21 protein-coding genes are annotated in these 26,017 nt (G+C 57.2%); 13 read left to right on the plus strand and 8 right to left on the minus strand.

The window, feature by feature from the left end; genetic code table 11:
• Nucleotides 1–113: 113 nt before the first annotated feature.
• The 3 genes from AC13QO_RS14970 to AC13QO_RS14980 all read left to right on the plus strand — a co-directional run bounded on the left by AC13QO_RS14970 (nt 114) and on the right by AC13QO_RS14980 (nt 3,050).
• On the plus strand, nt 114–1,118 hold the full coding sequence (locus tag AC13QO_RS14970) for an autoinducer 2 ABC transporter substrate-binding protein (protein WP_488541051.1): 1,005 nt from the start codon (nt 114–116) through the stop codon (nt 1,116–1,118).
• A 161-nt stretch (nt 1,119–1,279) separates the two neighbouring features.
• Nucleotides 1,280–2,173, plus strand: coding sequence for an EthD domain-containing protein (locus tag AC13QO_RS14975; RefSeq protein ID WP_488541052.1), 894 nt, complete (start codon nt 1,280–1,282; stop codon nt 2,171–2,173).
• Between the two features lie 91 nt (nt 2,174–2,264).
• Nucleotides 2,265–3,050, plus strand: coding sequence for an aspartate/glutamate racemase family protein (locus AC13QO_RS14980; protein WP_488541053.1), 786 nt, complete (start codon nt 2,265–2,267; stop codon nt 3,048–3,050).
• Between the two features lie 69 nt (nt 3,051–3,119).
• Here AC13QO_RS14980 and AC13QO_RS14985 read toward each other — a convergent pair whose 3' ends face one another.
• Together AC13QO_RS14985 and AC13QO_RS14990 are read right to left on the minus strand one after the other, a co-directional pair.
• Nucleotides 3,120–4,094, minus strand: a complete 975-nt coding sequence (locus tag AC13QO_RS14985) for a quinone oxidoreductase family protein (RefSeq protein WP_488541054.1) — start codon at nt 4,092–4,094, stop codon at nt 3,120–3,122.
• An 85-nt stretch (nt 4,095–4,179) separates the two neighbouring features.
• Nucleotides 4,180–4,737, minus strand: a complete 558-nt coding sequence (locus AC13QO_RS14990) for an NADPH-dependent FMN reductase (RefSeq protein ID WP_488541055.1) — start codon at nt 4,735–4,737, stop codon at nt 4,180–4,182.
• Between the two features lie 312 nt (nt 4,738–5,049).
• Here AC13QO_RS14990 and AC13QO_RS14995 point away from each other — a divergent pair, with 312 nt between their 5' ends.
• From AC13QO_RS14995 to AC13QO_RS15005, 3 genes are all read left to right on the plus strand, one after another.
• On the plus strand, nt 5,050–5,925 hold the full coding sequence (locus tag AC13QO_RS14995; RefSeq protein ID WP_488541056.1) for an MBL fold metallo-hydrolase: 876 nt from the start codon (nt 5,050–5,052) through the stop codon (nt 5,923–5,925).
• Between the two features lie 359 nt (nt 5,926–6,284).
• The gene (locus AC13QO_RS15000) at nt 6,285–8,069 is read left to right on the plus strand and encodes a hydantoinase B/oxoprolinase family protein (protein WP_488541057.1); all 1,785 of its coding nucleotides are present in this window, start codon (nt 6,285–6,287) and stop codon (nt 8,067–8,069) included.
• A gap of 86 nt (nt 8,070–8,155) precedes the next feature.
• Nucleotides 8,156–9,079, plus strand: a complete 924-nt coding sequence (locus AC13QO_RS15005) for a substrate-binding domain-containing protein (RefSeq protein ID WP_488541058.1) — start codon at nt 8,156–8,158, stop codon at nt 9,077–9,079.
• 72 nt (nt 9,080–9,151) lie between these two features.
• Here AC13QO_RS15005 and AC13QO_RS15010 read toward each other — a convergent pair whose 3' ends face one another.
• From AC13QO_RS15010 to AC13QO_RS15020, 3 genes are all read right to left on the minus strand, one after another.
• Nucleotides 9,152–10,135, minus strand: a complete 984-nt coding sequence (locus AC13QO_RS15010; RefSeq protein WP_488541059.1) for a D-2-hydroxyacid dehydrogenase family protein — start codon at nt 10,133–10,135, stop codon at nt 9,152–9,154.
• A 107-nt stretch (nt 10,136–10,242) separates the two neighbouring features.
• Nucleotides 10,243–12,024 carry a hydantoinase B/oxoprolinase family protein gene (locus tag AC13QO_RS15015; RefSeq protein ID WP_488541060.1) on the minus strand — a complete coding sequence of 594 codons (1,782 nt, stop codon included), beginning with the start codon at nt 12,022–12,024 and terminating at the stop codon, nt 10,243–10,245.
• The gene (locus AC13QO_RS15020; protein ID WP_488541061.1) at nt 12,017–14,095 is read right to left on the minus strand and encodes a hydantoinase/oxoprolinase family protein; all 2,079 of its coding nucleotides are present in this window, start codon (nt 14,093–14,095) and stop codon (nt 12,017–12,019) included. Before AC13QO_RS15020 ends, AC13QO_RS15015 begins: the two co-directional genes overlap by 8 nt.
• 354 nt (nt 14,096–14,449) lie before the next feature.
• Between AC13QO_RS15020 and AC13QO_RS15025 the strand changes: the two genes are divergently transcribed.
• The 3 genes from AC13QO_RS15025 to AC13QO_RS15035 all read left to right on the plus strand — a co-directional run bounded on the left by AC13QO_RS15025 (nt 14,450) and on the right by AC13QO_RS15035 (nt 17,830).
• Nucleotides 14,450–15,994 carry a sugar ABC transporter ATP-binding protein gene (locus AC13QO_RS15025; protein ID WP_488541062.1) on the plus strand — a complete coding sequence of 515 codons (1,545 nt, stop codon included), beginning with the start codon at nt 14,450–14,452 and terminating at the stop codon, nt 15,992–15,994.
• Nucleotides 15,991–16,977 carry an ABC transporter permease subunit gene (locus tag AC13QO_RS15030; RefSeq protein WP_488541063.1) on the plus strand — a complete coding sequence of 329 codons (987 nt, stop codon included), beginning with the start codon at nt 15,991–15,993 and terminating at the stop codon, nt 16,975–16,977. The genes AC13QO_RS15025 and AC13QO_RS15030 overlap by 4 nt, the downstream gene beginning before the upstream one ends.
• An 88-nt stretch (nt 16,978–17,065) precedes the next feature.
• On the plus strand, nt 17,066–17,830 hold the full coding sequence (locus AC13QO_RS15035; protein ID WP_488541064.1) for an aspartate/glutamate racemase family protein: 765 nt from the start codon (nt 17,066–17,068) through the stop codon (nt 17,828–17,830).
• A 67-nt stretch (nt 17,831–17,897) separates the two neighbouring features.
• Here AC13QO_RS15035 and AC13QO_RS15040 read toward each other — a convergent pair whose 3' ends face one another.
• A complete protein-coding gene (locus AC13QO_RS15040; protein WP_488541065.1) occupies nt 17,898–18,764 on the minus strand; it encodes an EthD domain-containing protein in 867 nt (288 codons plus the stop codon).
• Nucleotides 18,765–18,902: 138 nt separating this feature from the next.
• Nucleotides 18,903–19,781, minus strand: coding sequence for an arginase family protein (locus AC13QO_RS15045; protein WP_488541066.1), 879 nt, complete (start codon nt 19,779–19,781; stop codon nt 18,903–18,905).
• Nucleotides 19,782–20,008: 227 nt separating this feature from the next.
• Here AC13QO_RS15045 and AC13QO_RS15050 point away from each other — a divergent pair, with 227 nt between their 5' ends.
• Nucleotides 20,009–20,995, plus strand: a complete 987-nt coding sequence (locus AC13QO_RS15050) for a helix-turn-helix domain-containing protein (protein ID WP_488541067.1) — start codon at nt 20,009–20,011, stop codon at nt 20,993–20,995.
• A 77-nt stretch (nt 20,996–21,072) separates the two neighbouring features.
• Nucleotides 21,073–22,092 carry a carbon-nitrogen hydrolase family protein gene (locus AC13QO_RS15055; protein WP_488541068.1) on the plus strand — a complete coding sequence of 340 codons (1,020 nt, stop codon included), beginning with the start codon at nt 21,073–21,075 and terminating at the stop codon, nt 22,090–22,092.
• A gap of 139 nt (nt 22,093–22,231) precedes the next feature.
• On the opposite strand, the gene AC13QO_RS15060 is transcribed toward AC13QO_RS15055, so the two are convergent.
• Complete coding sequence (locus tag AC13QO_RS15060) at nt 22,232–22,627, minus strand: carboxymuconolactone decarboxylase family protein (RefSeq protein ID WP_488541069.1); 396 nt, start codon at nt 22,625–22,627, stop codon at nt 22,232–22,234.
• A 222-nt stretch (nt 22,628–22,849) separates the two neighbouring features.
• Between AC13QO_RS15060 and gabD the strand changes: the two genes are divergently transcribed.
• Together gabD and AC13QO_RS15070 are read left to right on the plus strand one after the other, a co-directional pair.
• Nucleotides 22,850–24,304, plus strand: coding sequence for an NADP-dependent succinate-semialdehyde dehydrogenase (gene gabD / locus AC13QO_RS15065; RefSeq protein ID WP_488541070.1), 1,455 nt, complete (start codon nt 22,850–22,852; stop codon nt 24,302–24,304).
• Nucleotides 24,305–24,354: 50 nt separating this feature from the next.
• Nucleotides 24,355–25,998, plus strand: a complete 1,644-nt coding sequence (locus AC13QO_RS15070; protein WP_488541071.1) for a GMC family oxidoreductase — start codon at nt 24,355–24,357, stop codon at nt 25,996–25,998.
• Nucleotides 25,999–26,017: the final 19 nt, after the last annotated feature.

Raw genomic sequence — 26,017 nt, forward strand, 5'->3', positions numbered from 1 at the left:
CTGCGAAAGCCAGGCGTCGAGCGATGGGGCGTGCCCAACGGGTGCGGCATCGAGAAGTGACTCATCAATCTTGGCAATAAAGGGGAATGAGCATGACTAATGCATTCGGAAATATGAACCGTCGGCGCTTCTTGCAGACAGCGGGCGTTGCGGCGGCAGGGGCGGCCGTAGCGGCAAGCACCGCAGGTCATTCCTTCGCGGCGAGCGACATCGTGATCGGCATGTTGCCTAAGTTCACATCGGATCCCTATTTCGTCGCGTGCAATCGGGGAGGAGCCGATGCGGCCAAGGAACTCGGCATTACGCTCGAGTTCAACGGCCCGGTAGATGCCAATGTCGCGGCACAAGCCGACATCATTGACCGCTGGGTTCGCCGCCGCGTGAGCGCAATCGCGGTTTCGGCTAACGATCCAGATGCGCTGATCCCGTCTCTCCAACGTGCCCAACAGGCCGGCATCAAGGTGATCACGTGGGATGCCGATACGCGTCCTGACGGGCGAAGCTACTTCCTCAACCAGGCAACCTTCGAAGATATCGGTCGCAGTTGGGCCGATCAGATGTCTCGGGCGGCTGGGACGACCGACGGGGAGTTCTTGATTGTTACGGCTCTTCTGACTGCGCCGAACCAAAACCAATGGATCGCGGAGATGAAGAAATACGCTGCAGAGAAATATCCAAAGATGAAATTCGCCGCCACGCTTCCTTGCGATGAAGACGTGGAGAAGGCGAAGAACGTGACGCTGAGCTACCTTCAGGCGAACCCACAGACCAAGGGCGTCATCTGCGCAACCGCGGCGGCCATTCCAGGCGCAATCGAGGCAGTTAAGCAACTGGGTCTGCTGGATAAGGTCGCCGTCACCGGACTTGCCGGCCCGAAGATTGCACGTCCCTATCTCAAGGACGGCTCTCTTAAGGAAGCGGTACTGTGGAACCCGCTCGATATGGGTTACGGCGCCATCTATCTCGCTAAGATGCTTATCGACGGCAAGGTCGATCCGGCGTCCGGAAGTGTTGAGGCTGGCCGTCTTGGCAAGTTGAAGTTCATCTCCAAGGACACCGTGCTGCTCGGCAAACCTTTCATCTACACCAAGGAAAATATCGATCAGTTCGATTTCTGATCCTCCCGCCTCCCCGTGCCGCGCGGGGAGGGCCCTCAGGCCGCTATGGCGAATGCGGCCTGAGGGCGAGCCTCGGCTCGAACTTCTGATCTACAACCGAAAATACAACAGCACGATCCAATCCTGGAAATGCGATCGCGCCGTTCGGATGGAAAACACAAATGACATTGGATTTCAGTTCGCGAGACGCTCCCGGCGTCAAATCCTTCTTTATCGTACTGCGCCGAAAGCCTTCGGTCTCGATCCCTTTGTTCAGATCCTATTGGAAGGATGTGCACGGGCCGCTCATCGCAACCGGACCGAAGCTGTTTCAATACAGGCAGTTGCACCTTAGCCCCGACCACGGTGGGATCTGGCCGACTGTAAGGGACGTGAGTATCGGCTCGACCGGCTACGACATCGACGGTATCGCCGAGTTGGTATTTGAATCGGAGGCAGATGCCGAAGCGAATGCGGCCGTCGAGGGCGGCATATTGGGCAGTGACGACACCAACTTCCTACATTCGTCAGGCAAGTTCGATGTCCTCATCGGCAACAACAAGACTTTAGTCAACCGAGATCCGGACGCCATTCATAATGGGTCAGACCACAAATTCGGATTCGTGGCGCTCATGCAACAACGACCCGGCTTGAGCGTCGATCAATTCAGGACCTATGCATGGCGCCTGGCGACAGCGCTTGCAGCTTGGCCATCCATCCAGAAAATGCGCCTTACTCTGCCGCAGACATACGTCAATGCAGGAGAAGGCGCCGATCTCGGCAAAAATATCGACCCGTCCCATCAATACCAGGCAGCGCTCGAGCTTGTCTTTGCCAACCGGCTCGAGCAGCGTCTCGCCTTTGACGAACAGTTTGGCGCGCTCGACGAAGAGTTTAGTCATCACGTTGCGCACCTCAACGTCTATCCCATCGAAGCGCGCTACACCTTCGTCGACAATGGGCGTCCGACCCTTCTCGGGGTTGAGGGAGCGACTATCGCCAAGGTCATGGTGGATGTCGGTGCCACGAATACGGCCAGGGCGCCATGGCGACTTGCTGAAGCGACGAATCCATGAGTTCATGAGCTCCCGTGGTGGTTTGCTTTGAGGCGGAGATCCACACCAGTTGCCACCAGAAATGCTACATTCGCCATCGCGAGATTTTCCAATGAAGATTTGGTATCAATCTACCCTGAACTTCGCCCATCATCCCCACTATGAGAAGGCTCTTGCAGAGCATTTCAAGAAAGTTGCGAGTCCCGGCACCGAAGTTGTCCTAAACAGCCGGGATAGCGCTTTTGGCCGAGACCTGGATACGAACGATGTGATCGGCTCGCCGGTCATGTATCATTCGATCGTCACTCCTCATTTCGTCAGATCCCTACTTGCTGCCGAACGCGCGGGAGCTGATGTTTTTGTCATCGCCTCCTTTAGTGAGCCGATCCTGCCCGAGTTGCGCTCTCTCGGCAGAATCCCGGTCGTATCGATGTCAGAAGCATGCTTCATGGCCGCTTCGATGACCGCCCCGCGCATCGCGTTCGTGACATTGAATAAGATGGCCGTGCCGACCATCGAAAAATCGATCTCGCTCCACAAATGGAAAGACCGAGTCAGCGGTGTGCATCTGATCCCTGGCGACGACGTACCCGAGGCTGAACTTGATGCCAATCTGTCGTCGCCCGGCCCTTATCTGGATAGATTGATCGACGGCGCCCGGACCGCAATCGCAGCCGGCGCCCAGGTCATTATTCCGGCTGAGGGTGTTCTCGCTGTGATGGCAGCCGAAAATGGCTTGCGACAGGTGGACGGCGTCCCCGTGCTCGATGCTATTGGCACCCCCATCCTGTTCGCCGAGCTCGCGGTTGCGTTGAAAGCCCGAACTGGGCTTGTTGCAAGTCCAATCGCCTACCCGCCGCCGAGTGATGCAGCTCGGAAGCTGCTTTCCGAGCTCTAAGGCCAATCCGGCCGCTCGCGTTTGTCCCATAGGGCCCGAGCGGTCCGGACGGCGTCGCCTGGTTGCCGCTTATCCGATGGATAGAACGACCGAGCCTAGTGCCTCGCGAGACAACAAACGCTGATAACCCTCCTCAAATGAGGAGAACGGTATGACGCGATCGACGAATGGTTTGATGAGGCCATTTTTGATCAGATTGATGATATCATCCATGGCCTTCCTGACATTCTCGTCGGTCTCGGCGTGGAGGCTATAGGCTTCAAGACGCTTCTCGTGGATGATCATGTCCAGAACGTCGACATTTGCGTTGCGTCCGGCAGTCGACCCAACTGAGATTGCGATCCCGCGCATACCAAGCGCCAGGAGCATCTTGCCCAAGACGTCGCCTCCGACTGGATCAAGTGCGATATCGGCGCCACGCCCATCCGTGGCTTCCCTGATTGCCTGAACAGCATCGCCGGCCGACAGATCTACGACCGGGACGTCCCTGGCTGCCCTGGCGCTGTCTGCTTTCTCACGCGAAGAAACAAGTACGATCGGCGAGGCTGCGAGTGCTTGCGCGACGTCAACTGCTGCGCGCCCGACCGCCCCCGTACCGCCAGAAACCAGAATACGGTCGCCGGCCTTCAGATTCCCAACTCGAGTCAATGCCCGATAGGCGGTGAGATAGTTCACGGTGATGCCCGCGGCCTGCTCGAAAGTCAGGGATTTCGGAATTTCAAAAAGGCGGCTGTCCGAAACAGCAATCCATTCTTGGAACAGCCCATCCTCGGTGATGCCCAAAACGGCCCCCCCAAGGATTGCAACATGGGTTCCCTTTGCGAACTGAGTGCTCTCTTCGATTATGCCGGCGCCTTCGTTGCCGAGAATGAGCGGCGTCCGGGCGGCTGGGAAGCCACCGGTCCGGATCGTATTCGAGAGCTGATTGATCGTCGCCGTCTTGATCTTCACGAGGCTTTCGCCCGCTTTCGGTGACGGATTGGATCGCTCTTCGATCGCCATTTCGGGAGGATTGCCAAACTTCTTTAATACTACAGCCTTCATCAAGGCGCTCCTTTCAGTACCTGTTGAGACGAGACACGGATGTTGCGCTCGGCCGCCCTCGGTTCCGAGACTGTTGGACACCGCCCTACTGCTTCAGACGCGCCACCCAGGCATCAAGAGCGGAAAGCATTTGAGACAGGAAATCGCAGGTGGTTTCATCGGTCAGCCGCAGATCCGGGCTGAATCTGCTTGCGGCTTGACCAATCATGATCTCCGGCTTGTTCAGCGGAAAGGCGTTAAGGTACACCATCATCTTGCGAAGGTCGTACTGCGCTCGCGCCGTTCCAATTGCTCCCGTGCTTGCACCAAGGATTGCGATCGGTTTTCCATCAAATGGCTGGCTCGGTGGACGTGATGCCCAATCAATCGCATTCTTCAAAACCCCCGGAACGGAAAAGTTGTATTCCGGCGTAGCGATGATGACGGCGTCGGCGCGAGCGATCTGATCGCGGAACCGATCAACACTCGCCGGATAACCTTCGATCCGCGCATCATCATTATAAAGTGGGAACGTCGAGATATCGGCAATCTCGATGGAAACGTGCGCCGGGGCGAGCGTCTGCAACGCGCGTAGCGCAGCCGTGTTGAAGGAGTCGCGCCTCAGCGAGCCGGAGACTGCAAGGTAAGTGCGTGGTTCTGTCATAAGTTCTCCCTAAGACGCTCAAGTATGATCCGGCCGCTAGAAGAAGTTCTAATAACGGATATCAGTGTTCGATTATAGAGATTTTATGGGGTGCTGGTCAAGCGGCGGCATCGGCACAAGGTCGGGCTGCCAAGGGCTCCGGCCTCCATCCCTATGGTTCTCGGCGGCTGTGGCCAAAAATACGGGTCTGCATTGAAAGGCTTGACCGCAGCCTGATAGATGCACTAATATCGAACATCGAAGGTCAATTATAGAACTCAACAAGTGCAAAGTCGGAAGCCCGCGCGCTACTGTGATGAGGAAGCAGAACGAGTGACAACCTCCAGCCAGATGTCCAACACCCATTCAATTTGGATCGGCGATCGGCGAGTGACGTCGCTGCTGGACACCTTTACCGATTTTCCGCCCGACTTGCTGACGGGCGTTTCGAATGAGGAAGTCGCTCGCCTGCAGGCCGAGAGCCTGCGTGGTGAAACCTCGGCCGTGACCATCAATTGCTTCTTGATCACGAGTGAAAACGCCAAAGTCCTTGTCGATACCGGCGTGGGCGGGGAAGTCGGTCACTCCGAAGGAAGGCTGATCGCCGAAATGGCGCAGCTCGGCTTCAATCCCGGTGACATCACCCATGTCCTGTTCACGCACCTTCATGCTGATCACGCCGGGGGTGCCGTAACGCCTTCGGGGCAATCTGCATTTCCCAATGCGCGGTACATTGCGCACGAGGCCGAACGTGAGTTCTGGTTCAAGGATCATGGCTATGTCTCGAATTCGTTTCTGAAGGAGCAGATCGAGTTCACGCAAACCCTCCGACCGGTTCTTAACCAGTTCACCTGGGTTCGAGCGGGGGAGATATTGCCCGGGATAGACCTGATTTATCTGCCAGGCCACACGCCTGGCCATTCCGGTTATCGGGTTCGTTCCGGCTCGGAGACGTTGTTGATCTGGGGCGATATCGTCCATCAACCACACCTGCAGTTCAAGTCACCCGAGATCGGTGTGGTGTTCGACGTTGATCCCGATCAGGCGGTCTCAACGCGTAGGCGCACGATGTCCGCGGCCGCAGCAACTGGCGAGATGATCGCTGGCTTGCATACGGACTTCCCGACCTTCGGAAAGGTCAAGCGCATCGGCGAGGATTCATTCAGCTTTGTACCGAAGGTTTGGGCGCCATCTCATTCGCAGCGGTGAGCGTACAAAAGCAGCTGATGTGTGGAGGAGACGCATTTGTATAGAGCCGGGATGTTGGATCGCTCGAAGGTGTCTGGCGATTGCTCGCGGGGTTCGCGCGAAAGCCGCCAATCCCTGCGTCTGCATCCAGTTGATTGCAGCCAAGCCGCAGCGGCGAGATCCGCGGTTGGAATATCTCGGTGAAGCCATGTGGCCCTTTCGGAATGATGTGAAGAGGATGGCAGCGACAGAACACTGATTGGCAGCCACCGGCGAGAACAGGATCCGATGGCACGTTAGAACGCTGCTGCGGCCGATAGTTTTAAACGAGAACGGCTGCTCCACACTCACACATCAGTTTTGTTTTTTTGGAGGACGCAATGACGGAGGCAAAGCAGGTCGAAAGCTTCGATCCCGTTCTTCTCGCTGTTATGGCCAATCGCATCGACGCGATTGTGCGAGAAATGACGAGCACAGTTGTGCTCACGGCTTGTTCGAGCGTGATCGGCATGGCGCGTGACTTTTCGTGTGCGATCCTGACTGGAGACCACAAAATCCTAAGCGCCGCCGACGGTATTCCTGTGCATGTATTCGGAGGAAACCTGCAAGGCGAGAAGCTCGCAGAGCTGCATCCCGACCGCAGGGAAGGGGATGCTTTTCTCAACAACGACCCCTATACGGGGAATTCGCATCCGGCTGACCACACCTTCCTGGTTCCTGTTTTTCACGAAGGCGAGCATATCTTCACGACCGTCGTGAAATGCCATCAGGCGGATTGCGGTAACAGCGCTCCGACGACGTATAATGCGCCGGCTCGTGACATTTACGAGGAAGGCGCGCTGATCTTCCCGATGGTCCGGATCCAGCGGGATTATAAGGATAATCAAGACTTCATCCGCATGTGCCGGCGTCGCATCCGTGTGCCGGAGCAGTGGTACGGCGACTACCTTTCAGGTCTTTCGGCGGCACGCGCCGGCGAGCGGGCACTCAAGCAATTCGTTGAGCAATTCGGATGGGAGAAGGTAAAGGCCTTTAACGCCGCCTGGCTCGACTATTCCGAACGTCGCGCCGAAGCCGCTATCAAATTGCTTCCCGCGGCCAGGATCAAGCGCTCGGGTCGCATCGACGTTCTAGGGGATTTTCTCCCCGACGGGTTGGATGTCAACGCATCCGTCGACGTCGATCCCACCGCAGGACTCATCACCGTCGATCTCCGCGATAACGTCGATTGCCTGGATAGCGGCCTCAATCAGACCCAGGCCACTGTAACCGCGATGGCGATCACCGGCGTGATCAACTGCCTCGGCGATGACCTGCCGCTCAATAGCGGCACCTTCCGGCGAATTCGCGTGCTCCTGCGCGAAAATTGCGCTGTCGGCATTCCCCAGTTCCCTCATAGCTGTTCTGTGGCAACGACGATGATCGCCGATACAGTGGGCAATGTCGTTCAGCACGCGCTGACGGAGCTCGGGTATGGCTATGGCGTCGCCGAAGGCAATGTCTGCCTTCCCGCCTCGACCGGAGTGATTTCAGGAAAGGATTTTCGGAAAGCGGAAGCAGACTACGTCAATCAGATCTTCCTGATGGGCGGCGGCGGACCTGCGTCTGCCAAGGGTGACGGGCTGAATTACTACATCGTCCCAGGCGGTGCCGGCGTTTGTTATCGCGATAGCATCGAGATCGACGAGCAGCGGTTCCCGATTCTGGTTCGCTCGATGAGTCTTGTTGCCGGCTCGGCCGGCGCCGGTCTTTATCGCGGGGGGCTCGCCACGCGAGCAGAATTCGGTCCGCGAGCAGACGGCATGACCGTGATGGCCATTACCAATGGTGCACAAAGCGCCCCGCGAGGAGCGCACGGCGGTCTGGACGCCTTCGCCGGCTACAATGCACGCCTCGTCGGTGGTGAAACGGAACAGGTATTCGATGGCTACATCGCAGCCCGCCTGAGCTCCAACGAGACCATCGTCAGTATCGACAGCGGCGGTGGGGGGTATGGTGATCCGCGAGCCCGGCCAGCCGAGCTCGTGCTGGAAGACGTTCGCGAACGCTACGAAACCCCGGAACGAGCGCGTGACGTCTATGGCGTAGCGCTTGTCTTCGACGAATTCGGCGAAGCGGTTGCAGTTGATCGGCAGGCCACCGAGCGGGCTAGGGCCGCTGCATAGAGTTCAAACCAGTTGCCGCCATCGTTGGGATGGCGGCCGCATGTGCCATCGGACAAGCCGCTGGCTTTCACAACGGAGGAATGACAATGAAAATGGGAACGAAAGCCTTGGTTTCGGCATTGGCAATGCTTGCAATAACCGGGTCGGCGAGCGCCGCAGAACTGAAGAGCGTTGGCGTAGCTGTCAATAACACCGGCGATCCCTTCCAGGTGATCCTCGCCAAGGGTGTCGAAGATGCAGTGAAGGCGGTCGCGCCAAATGCAAAGGTCTCGACGGTCTCGTCCGACTACGATCTCACGAAGCAGAGTAACCAGATCGACAGCTTCATCTCTGCCGGCATGAATTTCATTGTCCTGGTCGCCGCTGACCCGAAAGCCCTTGCACCCGCGATTGCGCGTGCAAAAGCTGCGGGCATCGTCGTGGTTGGCGCGGACTCGCTCGCTGATGGCATCGACGCCGGCGTTGCGACCGACAATGTGATCGCTGGCGAAACGGCCTGTAAGGAGCTTGCTTCCCGGCTAGGCGGCAAAGGCGACATCGTCATCATTCCCGGCCCGCCGATTCAGCCGATCATCGACCGTGTCAACGGTTGCAAGAAGGTGGTCGCCGAAAATCCCGGCATGAAGATCCTTTCGAGCGATCAGAGCGGCGGCGGCATCCGCGACGGCGGACTGAAGGTTATGCAGGGTCTCCTGCAGCGTTTTGACAAGGTCGATGGTGCCTTCGTCATCGCTGAGGAGATGGCTATCGGCGCTCGTATTGCCGCGACCCAGGCCAATCGCAACCTCGTGATTACGACCGTCGACGGTTCGCCGGCAATCCAGGAAGAAATGGCAAGTGACGACAAGATGATTGTGGCCACAGCTGCTCAGAGCCCCCGCGCGATTGGCAAGGAAGCCGGCGAACTTGCAATTTCCATCCTCGACGGAAAGACGCCTTCGGACCCGATCCGCAAGCTGGCGCCGGTGCTCGTTACGAAGGAAAAGATCAAGGAATATAAAGGCTGGTAAACGGCTGAAACGTTCCTGATCTTCTGCCGGATAATTTGGTGGGCCATCTCAATCGGGTGGCCCACCTGCATTTTAGCGAGCGCGCGCTGACAAGGCCGTTCGAGTGGGCTTACCGTCCAGCCAGGCGGCGATATTTTCGACAGTCTGTCCGTAAAAGGTGCGATAGGTGTCCTCGGTCACGAAGCCGAGATGCGGCGTGGCAATGACGTTCTGCAATGTCCGGAAGGGATGGTCTATCGGAAGTGGCTCCTCCGAGTAGGTATCGAGGGCCGCACCGGCGATCGCATTGGCTCGTAATACCTCAATCAGTGCTGCCTCGTCGATCAAAGGACCCCGGGACGTGTTGATAAGCCAGGCGGAAGGCTTCATCATCTGCAATTCAGTGCGGCCGACAATCCCCCGCGAGCGTTCGCTGAGCACCATATGGATGCTGATGACATCTGACTGGGAGAAGAGCTCGTTCTTGCGGACGGCGCGTACCCCGATTGCTTCCGCGGCGTCCGGGTCCAGGTTGGCGCTCCAGGCGATGACATTCATACCGAATGCTTGCCCCACCTTTGCGACGGCCTTGCCGAAGTTGCCAAGGCCGACGATTCCGAGCGTTCTTCCGTGAATGTCCTGGCCGACGGATGTCTGCCAGCCGCCCGCTCTGAGCGATGCGGTTTCCTGTGGAATGCGACGGATGGCGCTGAGAATAAGACCCCACGTCAGTTCTGTCGTGCCATATGGCAGTCCATCCGTCCAGGCAACGGCAATGCCGAGATCGGATGCAGCTTCCATGTCAATGGCGGCGTTTCGCACAGCCGTCGAAGCAATCAATTCGAGCTTTGACAGCCGCGACAGCACGTCGCGGGGAAACAGGGTGCGTTCGCGCATGACGCAGATGATTTCGAACTCCGACAAACGCTCCACCAGCTTGACCGGATCCTTCACGTTGTCCCTGAACACTTCGATGTCCGCGCGCTCTGCCAAGGACGTCCAGTCGGCCGACTTGAGTGCTGCCGCCTGATAGTCGTCAAGGATGGCAATTCGCTTTCGAGATGATTGAGATACCATTTCTTTGCTCCGAAACGATGATCGAAAACTCTTAGTGCGATAAGCAGCGACAGTGAGGAATACTTCCGCACAGATCGCTGCTGACCATTATTCGCGTCTGACGATCGCTACGCTGCGCGGGCTCTCTCGGTCGCCTGCTTGTCGATGCCGACCGCCTCGCCATGCTCATTCAGAACAAGTATGACACGATAGACATCGCGGGCTCTTTCCAACGTCTCGTAGCATTCGCGTACGTCTTCAAGAACGAGTTCGGCCGGACGTGACCGGGGGTCGCCATAGCCACCGCCGCCTGCATCAAGTCCGACGACTGTTTCGCCCGACTGAAGGGTCGTGGATACATGCCCGCTGAAGGTTTCCAGTGTTTCCTCGCCGCGATGACGTGTGTTCAAGCCGAGACCACCGTTCTGACCGCCGTGAGCTCCCCGAGGCACGGTCGCCGTTCCGTTCGTATCTGTGATGACCGTCATGGACCCAGCCCGTGGGCCGAACTCGACGCGCGTAGCAAGCCCGCCACGCCACATCCCGGCTCCCGCAGAGCCTGGAACAAGTTGCATGGACTTGACGAGGATTGGGCAGCGCTGTTCGTCGATCTCGACGCTGTCGCGATAGCAAAGGCCTGCACCGGCCGGATCGATGTAGTAATTCAGGCCGTCTCCGTGAGGCCCCGCAGGCCCCCCGCCGCCTAGCAGGAACAGCTGAGTGACGTAGTCGGCGTCCTGCTTTCGGAAATCCTTTCCAGAGATCACCGCGATGGACACCGGCATGCACACGCTGCCTTCGGCGACACCGTAGCCGAATCCAAGTTCGGTGAACGCAAGCTGAATTGCGTTGCAGACAACGTCGCCGACGATTGTGGTTGCCACCGAGCAACTGTGAGGGAATTCGGGCAAGCCTACTAAGCAGTTCTCTCGCAGGAGCAATTTGATCCGCCGAAATGCTCCGCTGTTGAGCGGAAGGTCCTCGCCGAGGCAATTGATCACCCCGGTGACCGCCATAGCCGTGATCGTTGCCTCAGTCTGATTGAGACCGTTGTCTAAGCAATCAACGTTATCACGCAAATCAATCGTGACTACGCCTTCTTCGGGGTCGACGTTGACCCGGACGTTTACGTCGATCGCCTCCGGCAGATAGTGGCCCATGGCGTCGATTCGTCCGGCGCGTCGGATGTCGGCCGCCGGCAGTGCTCGAATGGCGGCCAGAGCGCGGCGCTCGGAGTAATCCAGCCAGGCAGAATTGAAGGCTCGTACCTTTTCCCAGCCAAACTGCTCGATGAATTGCTTGAGTGCCCGCTCGCCCGCGCGTGCCGCCGAAAGACCCGAGAGGTAGTCACCGTACCACTGCTCCGGCACACGGATGCGGCGCCGGCACATGCGGATGAAGTCCTGGTTATCCTTGTAGTCCGTTTGGACCTGCACCATCGGGAAGATCAGAGCGCCTTCCTCGTAAATGTCTCGGGCCGACGCATGATAGCTGGTTGGAACACTGTTGCCGCAGTCAGCCTGATGGCATTTGACGGCGGTGGTGAAAACATGTTGGCCCTCGTAGAAGACCGGCACGAGGAACGTGTGGTCTGCGGCGTGGGAATTGCCCGTGTAGGGATCGTTGTTGATGAACGCGTCCCCTTCCTTCAGACCGGGGTGGATTTCGACGAGCTTTTCGCTCTGCAGATTCCCACCGAACACGTGCACTGGCAGGCCCTCGGCGGCGCTGAGGATCTGATGATCAGCCGTTAGAATGGCGCAGGAAAAGTCTCGTGCCATGCCGATCACGCTAGAGCACGCAGTAAGCACGACCGTGCTGGTCATTTCGCGGACGATCGCGTCAATGCGATTGGCCATGACCGCAAGAAGCACCGGGTCAAATTTCGGAGTGTCGTCGACCTTAGGCATGGTGCGCTCCAAACTCAAAAATGTAGTTTCCATTGCTGGACAGCTTTCCGGCTATGCCCGGATCGATGACGATTGTCGTCGTCGGTTCTTCGACAATGGCGGGTCCGGCAATGGTGGTCTCCAACGGAATAGTCGTTCCATCGAAAACCGTCGTTTCCACGAAGCCGAAGTTGTCAAAGTAAGCAGTTGTGCTTCGGATGGCGGGGTGAGCGGTATCGGGCCTGCGCCATGCGATATTCGGTTGAGGCAAGCCTGCGACGACGCGAAGGCGCCAGGTGATCGTTTCGATCGGGGCTTCTGGGCGCGAGAAGGTGTAGAGACGATTGCATTGGCTGTCGAAAACGCCTCTCAACGTTGCCAGATCATCTGCGTTCTCCATCCAACCGATCGGCAACTCAACTTCCATCTCGAACTGCTGACGCTCATACCGAGCTTGGACGAAAAGGCGACGCGTAAAGTTGGAGATACCGCGTTCGCGGAGCTCAGCTTCGAATTTGGTGGCGCGGCCAGCAAGATCATCGAGGACGTTCTTGATCCTCTCGCGTTCATACTGTGCCGTCGACGTGAAGCTCGAGCCTGAAAAGTCGATTGCGACGTCGGAGAACTGGCCGCCGGATGCGCTGATCGCCCCTGCCGTCTTCGGAATAATGACTGATTTGCAGTTGAGGCTGCGGGCAATGGAGAGAATGTTCAGGCCAGCTGCACCGCCGCCGGCAACGAGAACGCTGTCACCAGGATGCACCCCGTCATTGATGGTAATGTCCTCAATAGCCTTGATCATCGTCTCGCTGGCCAGCTTGAGGATTGCCGCCGCTGTTTCTTCGACGGACTTGCCGATACTACGGGCGATTGGCGAGATCGCCGCAACCGCGGCGTCCTTGTCGAGCTTCATTCGGCCACCCAGGAACCGGTCCGGGTCTATATAACCCAGTGCGACCGCCGAGTCCGTCACGGTGGCCTCTGTTCCGCCTCTGCCATAGCAAGCAGGCCCCGGGACTGAACCGGCGCTACGCGGGCCAACCCGCAGGAGTCCACCAGAGTCTATCCAGGCGATAGAACCTCCGCCCGCGCCGACGCTTCGAATGTCAACGGTCGCCATTCCAAGCAGCGTGCCGATCAGCGGTGCTCCCAGCCAGGTATCGCGTGTATATTTGATGGTTCCCGCGCGAATGAGGCTGACGTCGAAGGTCGTGCCGCCGGTATCGACGATGATCACGTCATCGTTCATTCCTTCGGCCTTGGTGTAGGCGATGCCGGCCAGTGGCGCCATGGCAGGACCAGACTTCGCCATGTAAATCGGCTTCTGGGCCATATCGTCGATGTGCATCACGCCGCCCGACGAAGCACTGACCAGCAGTTCACCTCTAAAGCCGGATGCCATGATGTCGCTGCGGATATCACCGAGATGGGTCTGCATCAGGGGCTTCAAGGAAGCATCGATCGCGGTGGACGAGGTGCGCGGATATTCGCGAATGATCGGATTGAGCGAAGAGGACAGCGTGTAAGGCACGCCCGGCAGTTCTTCCTCGATCAACTTGCCGACCGTCTGCTCATGAACCGGGTTCGCGATCGACCATATCAGGCTCACCGCAACGGCTTCGATCTCCTGGCGACGCAGCGTGCGCAGAATCTCGCGTGTCGCCTGAACGTCGAGCGGAGTTTCGATTCCGCCCTCCGCATTGATACGCTCGGGAACTTGGAAGGTCATCCGGCGCGGGATATAAGGTGGGGGGATAACGGCGTTGATCTGTGCCGCGTTCAGCTTACCGCCGTTCCGGTAGATAAGAGTGTCGGGAAAGCCGGCGGTGACGAGCAGTGCTGTCTTGGCTGTTTTGCGCTCAACGATCGCGTTCGTCGCTCTCGTGGTGCCATAAACCAGCAACGTAGTCCGGGAGATCAGGTCGTCGAAGCTGATTCCGATCTGATCCGCAGCATTTGAAATAGCGGCGGACAGACCCTTGAAGCTGCGCTCGGGTGTGGTCAGTGCCTTTCCGATGAAAAGGCGTCCTTCTTTGTCCGTCACCACAACGTCAGTGAAGGTGCCACCTGTGTCCACAGATATTCTATACATAGAAGTTCTCCTCTGGCGCGCCTGCGCTTTTAGCGGTTTTGTTGCAAACTGGGTTGCTGAGCCTTGTGTGCCGCATATTCATCGGCGCCGCTCGGCGCTCGCTGCCAAAAATTTGTCTCACAATGACAGGTGAGGCATGTGCACGCAGTATTGATTTGACCGAGGCCAAAAAGTTCGATATGAGAACTTAAGCGTTCAGATAGCGAAATCATTGAGCCCAATCGGGTTCGCCGGCAGCGGCGGAGAGGAAGTTTCAGATCGAGTGCCATGCACCGCAGGTATTTCGCCGCGCATCTGAGGAGGAAGTGAAGCGACCGCATGAGGAATAGTGCAAGCAGCTTGGAGGAGAGAGTTATGGACATCGGCGATAGTAATCGACGACCGATCCTGCAGATGAAGGGCATCTCGAAAAGCTGGGGAGCCTTGAAAGCGCTGAGCGATGTCCAGCTCGCTGTCTACCCCGGAGAGGTGCATGCCCTGATGGGCGAGAACGGCGCGGGTAAGTCGACCCTCATCAACATCCTGTCTGGTCTCTTCAAGCCCGACGGAACTGGCGAGATCGTTTTCGAGGACGGACCAGTCAGCTTTGCCGGGCCGCGCGAGGCTAAGCAGCTCGGAATTGCCACGATCCATCAGGAACTCGCGCTCGCCGAAAATCTTACCGTGTTCGAAAACCTTTTCCTGGGAAGTGAGCTGCGTCGGAACTATCTGATCGATCGTTCAGCGATGCGCGCACAGGCAGCGGACGTGTTGGCGCGCTTGTCGGCGCCTTTCCGGCCCGATGCGTTGGTCGGAGGTCTTTCCCTTGCCCACCGCCAAATCGTCGAAATCGCCAAGGCCCTCCTTGCGCGCAGCCGCATCCTCATCATGGATGAGCCGACAACCTCTCTGTCTGAGCGCGAGACCGAACGCCTGTTCGAGGTTATCACCCAGCTCCGTTCGGATGGGATGGCGATCATCTATATCTCACACAGAATGAACGAAATCTACGCGTTGGCCGATCGTGTCAGCGTCTTGCGCGACGGCAAATCCGTCGGAACAATCACACGCAATGAGCTCAATCCTGACAAGCTCGTGCGCATGATGGTCGGTCGCGATCTCGCTTCCTTCTATCACAAGGAACACAAGATCAATTTCGCCGATGCTCCGATCGTTTTCGAGGTGGAAGATCTGGCGGACGACAAGGTTGTTCATGGTTGCAGCTTTAACGCTCGGAAGGGCGAAGTCGTCGGGATAGCGGGACTTGTCGGCTCAGGACGGACGGAGCTCGCGCGATTGATCGCGTTGATCGATCCAAAGACGCGAGGAAGTGTTCGTATCGAAGGTAAGGTCGTGCGAGGTTCGAACGCCGTGGACGCAATGAACTCCGGGATGGTGTACCTCACCGAAGATCGCAAGGGGCTTGGACTGTTCCTCGAGATGAGCGTGCGCGACAACATCAACGTCAACGTCGCGGCACGCGACGCGCGCTTCGGTGTTCTCAACCGCAAGAGAGCCAAGATCAGATCCAAGACCTCGTTCGACCGTCTTAAGATCAAGGCGGCCGGCGACTTTGTTCCCGTCGGAAAGCTGTCGGGTGGTAACCAGCAAAAGGCACTTTTGGCGCGTCTCTTGGAACTTAGCCCGAAAGTGCTGCTCCTTGATGAGCCAACGCGCGGCGTTGATATCGGCGCCAAAATCGAAATCTACAAGCTTATAGACGAGCTCGCTCAATCAGGAGCAACGGTCGTGGTCATTTCGAGCGAAATGCCGGAGTTGATCGGCGTATGTGACCGGCTGATCGTGATGCGTGACGGCCGCTTTGCCGGCGAACTTACACAAACAGCCGCGAAGCGTGCGTCTCAGGAGGAAATTATGTCGATCATATCGTCAGTGCCGGAAGGAGGAAGCAATCAATGAGCTCAGTTACGGAAAATTCTGGCGAATGGAAAACCACACGCCGCCCGGTCTCGGAGTATCTTCAACCCCTCGGGATGCTGCCTGTGCTTATCCTGATCTGTGTGGGATTTGCGCTCGTCACTGATCGTTTCATGACATTCGGAAATCTCTCGATCGTCCTTCAGCAGGCCTCGGTCAACACGGTGCTCGCTGCCGGGATGACTTTTGTCATCCTGACCGGCGGCATCGACCTGGCGGTCGGCGCGATCGTGGCTCTGGCGGCAATGGTCACGCTGATCACGTCCCTCAATCCGGAGCTCGAACTTCTCGCCATTCCCTTCGGACTTTTGACCGGCGTCGCTGCAGGCGGGCTGAACGGTCTCCTGGTGGCCAGGGTGGGCCTTCCTCCTTTCATCGTGACGCTGGGCTCCCTGACGGCCTTGCGGGGCCTGGCACGCCTACTTGGCGACGATCAGACCATCTTCAACGCGAAACTGTCTTTCGCGTTTATTGGAAACGGCAACGTCCTTGGCGTTCCGTACCTAGTCATAATCGCTTTTGCCGTCATTTTGGTCTCGTGGTTCGTTCTACGACGCACTGTCTTCGGGATGCACATCTATGCGGTCGGGGGCAGCCCGAAGGCGGCGCATGTCAGCGGTTTGAAGGTGCCGTGGCTCCTGTTTTCCGTCTACATGATTTCAGGGGGGCTTGCCGCCCTGGGCGGTCTCATGGCGGCATCTCGCCTGCTTGCGGCAAATGGATCGCAACTCGGTCAGGGCTACGAGCTCGACGCGATCGCGGCGGTTATTCTGGGCGGTATCTCCTTTGCTGGTGGTATCGGATCGATCTGGGGCGCGTTGGTCGGCGCGCTGATGATCGCTGTTTTGTCAAACGGTCTCATCCTCGTCGGCGTGTCGGAAATCTGGCAGTACATCATCAAGGGCCTCGTGATCATCGTGGCGGTGCTGATCGACAGGTATCGGCAAAGCATCAGCAAGGCTTAAAAGAATACCTTCCCCCGCGTACCGTTCGCGGGGGATTTTGTTGTCACGAGGAGGCATGATGAAGATCTGGTACCAATCAGCCGTCGAAATGACGCGCGCGGTCGATTACAGCAATGCGCTGCAAGCCCATTTCAAGCGAATTGCGAACCCCGGCACCGAGGTTAAGCTTTTCGGGGCGAAGCCGGGTACCTGGGGCGAACTACAGCCCTCCCGGGTCTCGGGCTTTCCCTATGTGTTTCATCAGGTCGTCAAGTCGATCTTCATTGATGCTGCACTCCAAGCCGAGGCGGAGGGCTATGATGCCATGGTAATCGGCTCCAGCACCGATCCCGGACTGCGCGAAGCGCGCTCCTTGGTCGATATCCCGGTCATTTCCGCGATGGAAGCGAGCTTTCTCGTGTCCTGTACGATCGCCGACCGGATTGGGCTGATCGCGCCGTCCGAACAGACCGTTCATCTCGTCAACTCAAACATCGAGCAGTATCGCCTTTCCTCGCGGCTATCGTCCTGGGAAGTTATCGATCCGAAACTCACCGACGATGAACTCAACTGCCTTTTTTCGGATCCGTCGGAATTCCTGAAGCGCTTCACCGCCACGGCGCGTCGCGCCGTCGATAAGGGCGCAGACGCGATCATCTGTGGCGAGGGGATTTTGGCCGAGGTAATCGCCAGCAACGGGCTCACGGACGTAGATGGCGCGACTGTCGTTGACTTCATCGGGACAGCGATCGCATTTGCAGAAATGCAGGTGCGGTTAAAAGAAATGACGGGGTTCAAGCCTGGCCGGCGTTGGCATTACAGCAAGCCTGACAGAGATCTGGTCGCTACAATTCAGAAGCTTGGCCGGCGGTAAGACCAAAAGATTTTAGGCTAAGAAGGGCATTTGTGTAGGGGGCATCTCAGCCGATGCCCCCTACAATTTATTTGAAGGACTTGTTGTATTCGGCAAGTTCCACCGAAATGTTCTTTGCGCCGACGTCATGGACAATCCTGGCGCTATTGGTGCCAAGCCATCCCGACAAGGTGACCTTAGAGTCGGCGATCAGAGTGTAGGTCCCAATGACGCTATAGGCGTGAACCGCCTTGACCCGCTCGCCGAAGCTCTTCTCGATCTGACTGAAGTCGTTCTCGAAAAAGGACTTCTTCGCTTCCTCGCCGACGAAGACGACCTCCAAAATCGCATGATGCTGTTCGTCGGTCTTGAGCGAACGATCGGCGCCGCCAGGCTGGCTCTCCAGCCAATCAGGTGTCTCGTATGGATCCAGGTTGATAACCTGCACGCGGGATATGCCGGATGATCTTGCAAAGAAGGGAGCAAGCTGGTCGCGGACGAAGCCATGAAAGTGAGGGCCGGGAGCCCAGGCCTGGAGCATTGCTACGATCCGGAGCCCGCTTTCGTCGTATTCCTTCTGATCGCCATCACTCTTGACAAGTTCGAAGCCGGCTGGCGAAACAGTATATGCGGCAGATCGGCGAAACACATTCGAGTCATCAGAGTCCGCAAATGGTCCACTTGAGATTTCCCAATTGCGTTTTCGGTCGACGTCCGGAAACATGAATTCCGCAATCCCCGCGACCTGTCTTTCTTCGCTGAGGTTGCGATCTGCCGTCGCATTCGGCCATTCGCTTGACTTGTATGCACCGAAATGCAGTTGCCGGTAACTGCTCGGGCCGAAATGCTTGGCGACGAATACGCCGTGAACATCCCGCCAGTAGTGGCTCATGGTTTCTGCGGCAAGCCCGTTCTTACGATAGAGAACAGGAACCAGACCTAGTGCGTTTTGCAACTTCTTCCTCCAAACCTCGATAGAACAATCATCGAAGATATGATCTATAATCGGACTTATAAGACCGATTATCGATCATAGTCGTTGGGCGGCCTTTTGGCAAGTTTGAGCGGCCACCCAGGAAGGTTCAATCAGCTTTTATTCTGAAAACAAGGGGAGCTGTCGCAGCAGTTTCTGCGTCTCGATTGCCTCCCAGGGGATGTATTCCGCGATCGCAAGCCCGACAATGTCACAATTATCGGCGACGTCGCGCAGGAGCCGTACGACGTCTGCAGGTCGCAGGTGCCCTCGCGGGACGCCTTCAAGGGCACTCTTGTCGCTCGCCGGGTTGTTGAAGAGGATCGGTCCGAACGTCGCCGGGTCAAGAACGTCGACGTCAAAATGAACCGCGAGGTGGCGAATATTTCGGCTCTTGATCCATTCAATCACGGAGGCGGACGATTTGGCTATTTCGGCCGAACCCGCGCGCCGCAGCTTGCGGCTCTGAATAAACTCGTCCTCGACCGGCGACCATTCATCAAGGCCCGCATACATGACGTTTTCCGGTTTGATGGGAACGTCTACCTCTCCGACGAATTCCGGGTCTCCATTCCCGAGCAGGGCGCCGAGCACCTGCGCATTACCCTGCGCGAAGTCTTTTGGGGTGAGAACGTCCGGGTGGGCATCGACCCAGAGCACGCCGAGATTGCCATCATACCGCTTGTTCAGATAGGCCATCGGAGCCAGGTCGATCAGGCAGTCGCCGCCGAGAGCGATGATGCGCTCGGGCTGGTGTTTTTCGATCAGTTCGCGGGTGGCTTTTGCCTGTCTGACAACGGCGGCTCTTGCAATAAGGCCGTCCTCCACCTCGAGGGTTTCGCCCTCTTGAGGTTCGGGGACCGGAACTGTTTCCGTCGGCCCCTTAGAGGCTGGTGCAAGCCATGCAAGCAATTGCGGCCCGAGGTAATATTCATGGACGTTTCCGCCTTGCCACTGCGGAATGATCAGGCGCAATGTTGACCTGGAATTTTGAGTCATTGCTGTGCTCTCTTTCGTTTTCTTGAGGGCTCTATGTCTCCAATATCGAACCTATCGTTTCTATAGTCGAACATCAAGAACTAGGGGCCACCAGGGTATGCCCGCTTTCTCCAAAAAATGATAGCTGTTGCATTCCGGTATACGAACATGTAAGTTCGAATATAGTGAATATTGCAAGTCGCCGAGCGATTTCTCGCGCCGGCGCTGGTTTCTCATGTGAGGTGATGATGGGTTTCGGTTATACAACCGTCGCGGAATCGCCAGTGGACCGGCTCGCCTACTGGGCCGAATTGATCGGACGCTATCATTGTTCCTGTCATTGCTTTCCCGTCAGGCTTGACGCCTTCAGTGGCCAGATATACGTCAATGATCTAGCGGCCGGTCAGATCACAAGCGTCTCGGCGGGCCCCGCTGTCTATCGCCGTGGCCATCGCGAAATTAGGCTTGGTGGTGAAAGCCATTTCCTCCTCCATCTTGCCCAGGGCGGGTCGACTGTTTTTGAGCTGATCGACAGGCAAATTACCGTCAACCGCGGCGACATGATTCTCCTTGGCATGCGCGACCCCTATCGAATGAGCTTCTCTCTTCCCGCTAGCTTCGTTACAGTCCGCATCCCTGTCACTGCGTTCGATGCCGCGTTCTTAGATCCAGATGCATGCGCTTGGATCCCAATGAATGGGCGCGAGGGAATCGGAGCGGTCTTGCGAGCCCTCGTTTCGGAAGCCGGGGCCCTTGAGACAATCGACAAGGTCGATCAGGCGACGATTTATCAGACCCTGCTCCAACTGTTGACGGCCTTCTTTGCCACTCTCAGCCGCTCGCCCGTCATATCTAGCGACATAGGCCGGCTGGAGGCTGCCAAGCGCTTCATGACAAGGCATCTGCACGAGCCGGACCTGAGTATCGAGCAAGTGTCACTGGCAGTCGGTCTATCGCCCCGATCGCTTTACAGGCTTTTTGCCGACGAAAAGACGACGTTTATGCGATGGCTTCAGGTACAGAGGATGGAAGCAAGTTACCGGGCATTAGCCGACGGTAGGTGCCGCGATGTCACCGATGCAGCTTTCAGCCATGGCTTCAAGGATCTGTCCCACTTCAGCCGCTCCTTTCGTAAGCACTTCCTTCGTTCGCCGCGAAGCGTGCTGAAAAGCGATGTTCACGAAGACGATGTCTACACGAGAGCATTCGTCAGAAACGCTCGGAATTATTGCTGAACGATCGGGAAAAGGCACTTCCGAAGAGATAAATGAGATTTGACAGCAGCCACCGGTATTCAGAGGAGGAAGAAGCGATGCTGAAAATCCGCGTTGCGGCGATTCAAGCTGCTCCGGTTTACATGAACCTGTCGGCCAGTATTGACAAGGCCGAGGCGCTGATCACAAAGGCTGCTGAAGCGGGTGCCGAGCTCGTAGCTTTTCCGGAAACCTTTCTTTCGGGCTACCCGTGGTTCATCTGGCTTATGCCGCCCATCCATTGGTCGAAGTTCATTCCTCGCTACCATCAGGAAAGCCTGGCGGTCGAGTCTTCCGAAATGAAGAGATTGAGGGATATCGCTGCGAAAGCCAAGACAACCCTAATCATGGGCTACTCCGAGAAGGCCGGGGGAAGCCGATACATCGCGCAATCGATCATCGGCCCGGATGGAGGGGTTCTCCTGCATCGGCGCAAGCTCAAGCCGACACACGCCGAGCGGATGGTGTTTGGCGAGGGGGATGGTTCAGACCTAAAAGTAGTCGACGCGACTTTCGGACGGTTGGGTGCCTTGAACTGCTGGGAGCATTTGCAGCCACTCACGAAAATGGCAATGTTTTCGCAAGGTGAGGAGGTGCATATTGCGTCCTGGCCGAGTTTCTGCAACTCACGCGATCTTGTCTACTCGTTCGGACCCGAAATCAACAACGCCGCAAGCCAAATATACGCCGTTGAGGGTGGATGTTTTGTACTGGCTCCGAGTTCGACAGTTTCCCAGGAGATGTTCGACATTCTTTGCGAAACGCCGGAGCAGGCACGCATTCTCAACACGCGCACCAGCGGCCCCGGCGGAGGCTTCGCGATGATCTTTGGGCCTGACGGAAAGCCGCTTTGCGATGTTATTCCTGAGGACCAGGAAGGCATCCTTTATGCAGATCTCGAACCTGAAGACATAATCAGTGCGAAGGCCGGCGCCGATCCGATCGGCCACTATAGCCGACCCGACGCGCTGTCTCTGAATTTCGATCGGCGGAAACGGCGTGTCGTTTTTGAACGGCTCGAAGAGGACGTCGATAAGGTGGAAACCTCAATGCACGAGGGGCAGGAGCCTGGCCTGTGAGAGGCCGGAAAATTTCACGTCCGTGACGCTTGCGGGAGATGGATTTCTGCGTCCCCTCGAAGTCTACTAGCTGGGCCGCGCGACTATGTTTGAATGCGAGCCCCATTTCTGGCGACTCGCATTCATATGTCGAAGACTTTCAGATCAGGTCGCGCTCTTTGAAAACCTCTCGCGCGATACGAAAGCTGTCTAGTGCTGCAGGCATCCCACAATAGATCGCGATCTGAAGGATCGCTTCGCGGATCTCCTCCTTCGACAGGCCATTATTTAGAGCTCCGCCCACGTGGATCTTCAGTTCGTGTGGGCGGTTCAACGCCGCAATCATGCCGATATTGAGAAGGGATCGGGAGCGTCGGTCAAGACCAGGCCGGTTCCAAACCTCATCCCAACAATATTCGGTCGTCAGTTGCTGAATAGGCCAAGAGAACTCGTCGGCCTGGTTGATCGAATTGTCGACATACGCATCTCCGAGTACAGCCCGCCGTGTGGCGAGGCCGCGCTCGAATTTCTCTGACCTGGGTTTGCCCTCTGACATACGCTTCTCCTTTGATACCTTTGTTGAAGATTCCTTGACCGACGGCTATAATGTGCCTAATAACGAACGAAGTAGAACGATAATCGGACATTGTTGGACATTAATCTGATGGATTAACGTTTGCAATGATAAACCTTCGGTACCCGATGAATTCAACAAACCTTGCTGGATGAGGGCCCCCTGGTCCGTATTCGCAAGCCGCCTATGAGGAGGCAGGACGCCATGACGTTGAAAGACCCTACTCTTTTTCGCGAAGCCGCGCTTGTAGGCGACACGTGGATCGACGCCGATCGATCCAATGCGATTGCGGTAACAAATCCAGCGACGGGCGAAGTCATCGGCTACGTGCCGAACCTCGGAGCTGCCGAAACAAAAAAGGCTATCGAGACTGCCGCTATTGCCCAGAAGGATTGGGCTTCCAGGACCGCCAAAGAGCGCTCAGCTGTCTTGCGCCGCTGGTTTGAATTAATGATCGAAAACCAGGCCGATCTTGCGCACATTCTCACTCTCGAGCAGGGAAAGCCCTTGGCGGAGGCAAAGGGCGAGATTGCTTACGGTGCGAGCTTCATTGAGTGGTTTGCCGAGGAAGCCCGCCGCGTCTATGGCGACCTCATACCTGGGCACCAGCGAGACAAGCGGATTCTCGTGATGAAGCAGCCGATCGGTGTGGTAGCCGCGATCACGCCGTGGAATTTTCCGAATGCGATGATCACCCGAAAGGCCGGGCCCGCACTCGCTGCGGGCTGTGCTATGGTTCTTAAACCCGCTGCACAGACGCCGTTCTCGGCAATCGCGCTTGCAGTACTCGCCGAACGAGCAGGCCTGCCAAAAGGGCTCTATTCGGTCATTACCGGGTCTGCGCGGCAGATAGGGGCGGAGATGACCTCCAACCCGATCGTACGCAAGTTGACCTTCACCGGATCGACAGAAGTCGGTGCGGAGCTCTACAAGCAGAGCGCTCCGACCATCAAAAAGCTCGGACTTGAGCTCGGCGGCAACGCGCCATTCATTGTGTTTGACGACGCCGACCTGGATGCCGCCGTCGAGGGTGCGCTGATTGCCAAGTTTCGCAATAACGGCCAGACCTGCGTTTGTGCAAATCGCCTTTACGTCCAGGAAGGCGTATACGAAGCCTTCGCGCAAAAGCTGGCTGCCGCCGTCGGCAAGCTCAAGACCGGAAACGGCTTCAACGAGGGCATCAACCTCGGCCCCCTGATCGATGAGTCAGCGCTGGCCAAAGTCGAAGAACACGTTGCAGATATTACGTCGAAGGGTGGGCGCATCCTGGCTGGCGGCCGGCGCCATAGCCTGGGTGGACTCTTCTACGAAGCAACTGTCATTGCCGACGTCACTCCTCAGATGGCCGTGGCAAAAGAGGAAACCTTCGGTCCTGTGGCACCGCTTTTCCGCTTTTATGACGAGGCTGATGTGATTGCCCAGGCCAACAACACCGACTTTGGACTCGCATCCTACTTCTACGCCAAAGATCTCGCTCGGGTTTTCCGTGTCGCGGAAGCCTTGGAATATGGAATGGTCGGGGTCAATACAGGGTTGATTTCGACCGCGGAGGCACCTTTCGGCGGAGTAAAGCTCTCCGGTCTCGGTCGCGAAGGCTCCAAATACGGTCTCGAGGAATTCACCGAGCTCAAATACGTCTGCCTCGGCGGGGTTGAGTAACAGGCTGCGTGAAAGAAGGCTCTCTCGCAGAGCTACGGATAACGATTTGCATGGTCGGAGAAGTGGTTTATCAGATGGCGGTACTAGCAGACGTAAATGCGACAGCGGACATTATCATTGTTGGTGCAGGGACGGCTGGTTGCGTTCTGGCAGCGAGGCTCAGTGAATCGGGCAAATTGCGCGTTGCTCTCCTCGAAGCGGGACCCAACGACCACAATCCTTGGATCAATCTACCGTTCGGCATGCAAATGCTGATCACCAATCCGAAGCTCAACTGGATGTATGAGAGCGAACCGATCAAAGGCATCGGCGACAGGCGCGTCTTTCAGCCACGTGGAAAGGTAATCGGGGGATCCGGCGCTATCAATGCGTCGCTCTACGTTCGGGGAAACCGGGCTGACTATGACGAATGGAAAGCCGCTGGCTGCATTGGCTGGGGGTATGACGATGTATTGCCGTATTTCAAGTTGGCTGAGCATCAGGAGCGGGGTGCAGACGATTTCCATGGGGTTGGTGGGCCGATGTGGGTCTCCGACGGGCCTGGTGATCTACTGAGCAATACCTTCATTGCTGCTACCGAGGAACGTGGCCTACCACAGACCCCGGACTTCAACGGGCGAGTCCAGGAGGGATTCGGCCGGTTCCAAACATCGACCCGCAAGAACAAGCGACATAGCAGCGCGCGGGCTTACCTCGACCCGGCACGTCGCCGCGAGAACCTGAGGATCATCACGAATGCACGCGTTACCCGGATCGAGATCAAAGATGGAAAGGCCGTAGGGGTCCACTATACGGTCGCCGGCCGCGTGCAATACCTGGCGGCAGCCAAGGAAGTGATCCTTTGCGGCGGCGTCTTCAATTCGCCGCACTTGCTTGAGCTTTCGGGCATTGGACGCGGCGATCACTTGCGGCAGCTGGGGATCGACCTCGTCGTAGATTCACCGCGTGTCGGAGCCAATCTGCAAGAGCATTTCGGAACCAAGTCGATCTACAAGGTTGATCAAGCCGATTATTCGCTCAATCGGATCGGCCACAGCATCTTTCGTAAGGCTGCCATTTTTGGCCAATATGTCACGACGAAGAGCGGGCCCTTGGCCTGGACGAATACCTTTGTAGGCGGTTTTACCAAAAGCAGTGCCGAGCTACCTGCGCCGGACATCGAAATCACGGTCAATTCATGGTCGGCACTAGGGTTTTCGCGGGATGGGATGATCGCCCATCCCTTTCCTGGAATAACGTTCAATTCGTACCATCTTAAACCAGAGTCCAGAGGCTATGTTCATGCCTCCAGTCCAGACCCTCTGGCCGCGCCTAAGATTCAGATGGCCGCGCTCGACACGGAATATGATCGGTCAGCAATTCGTGCAGGACTGAGAATAGTTCGGGATATACTCAGCGCTGGAGTTTTCCAGAAAATTGGCGCCAACCCTGTCGAACCATCGGCTGATAAAACAAGTGACGCCGATCTTGACGCCTTTGCACGGGAGAAGCTCGTTCCGATGCTTCATCCTGTCGGCACATGTCAGATGGGCGGAGATGACGGTGCAGTTCTCGATCCGCAGCTGCGTGTCCGCGGGGTAGCCGGGCTGCGGGTGGTTGATAGCTCGATCATGCCCACGATCCTGCGCGGCAACACAAATGCCGCGACCGTGATGATCGCTGAAAAGGCGGCGAAAATGATTCAATCGGGATGAAGAATTGGCGATCGCCTTG

Source organism: Rhizobium sp. CNPSo 3670 (assembly GCF_057784555.1).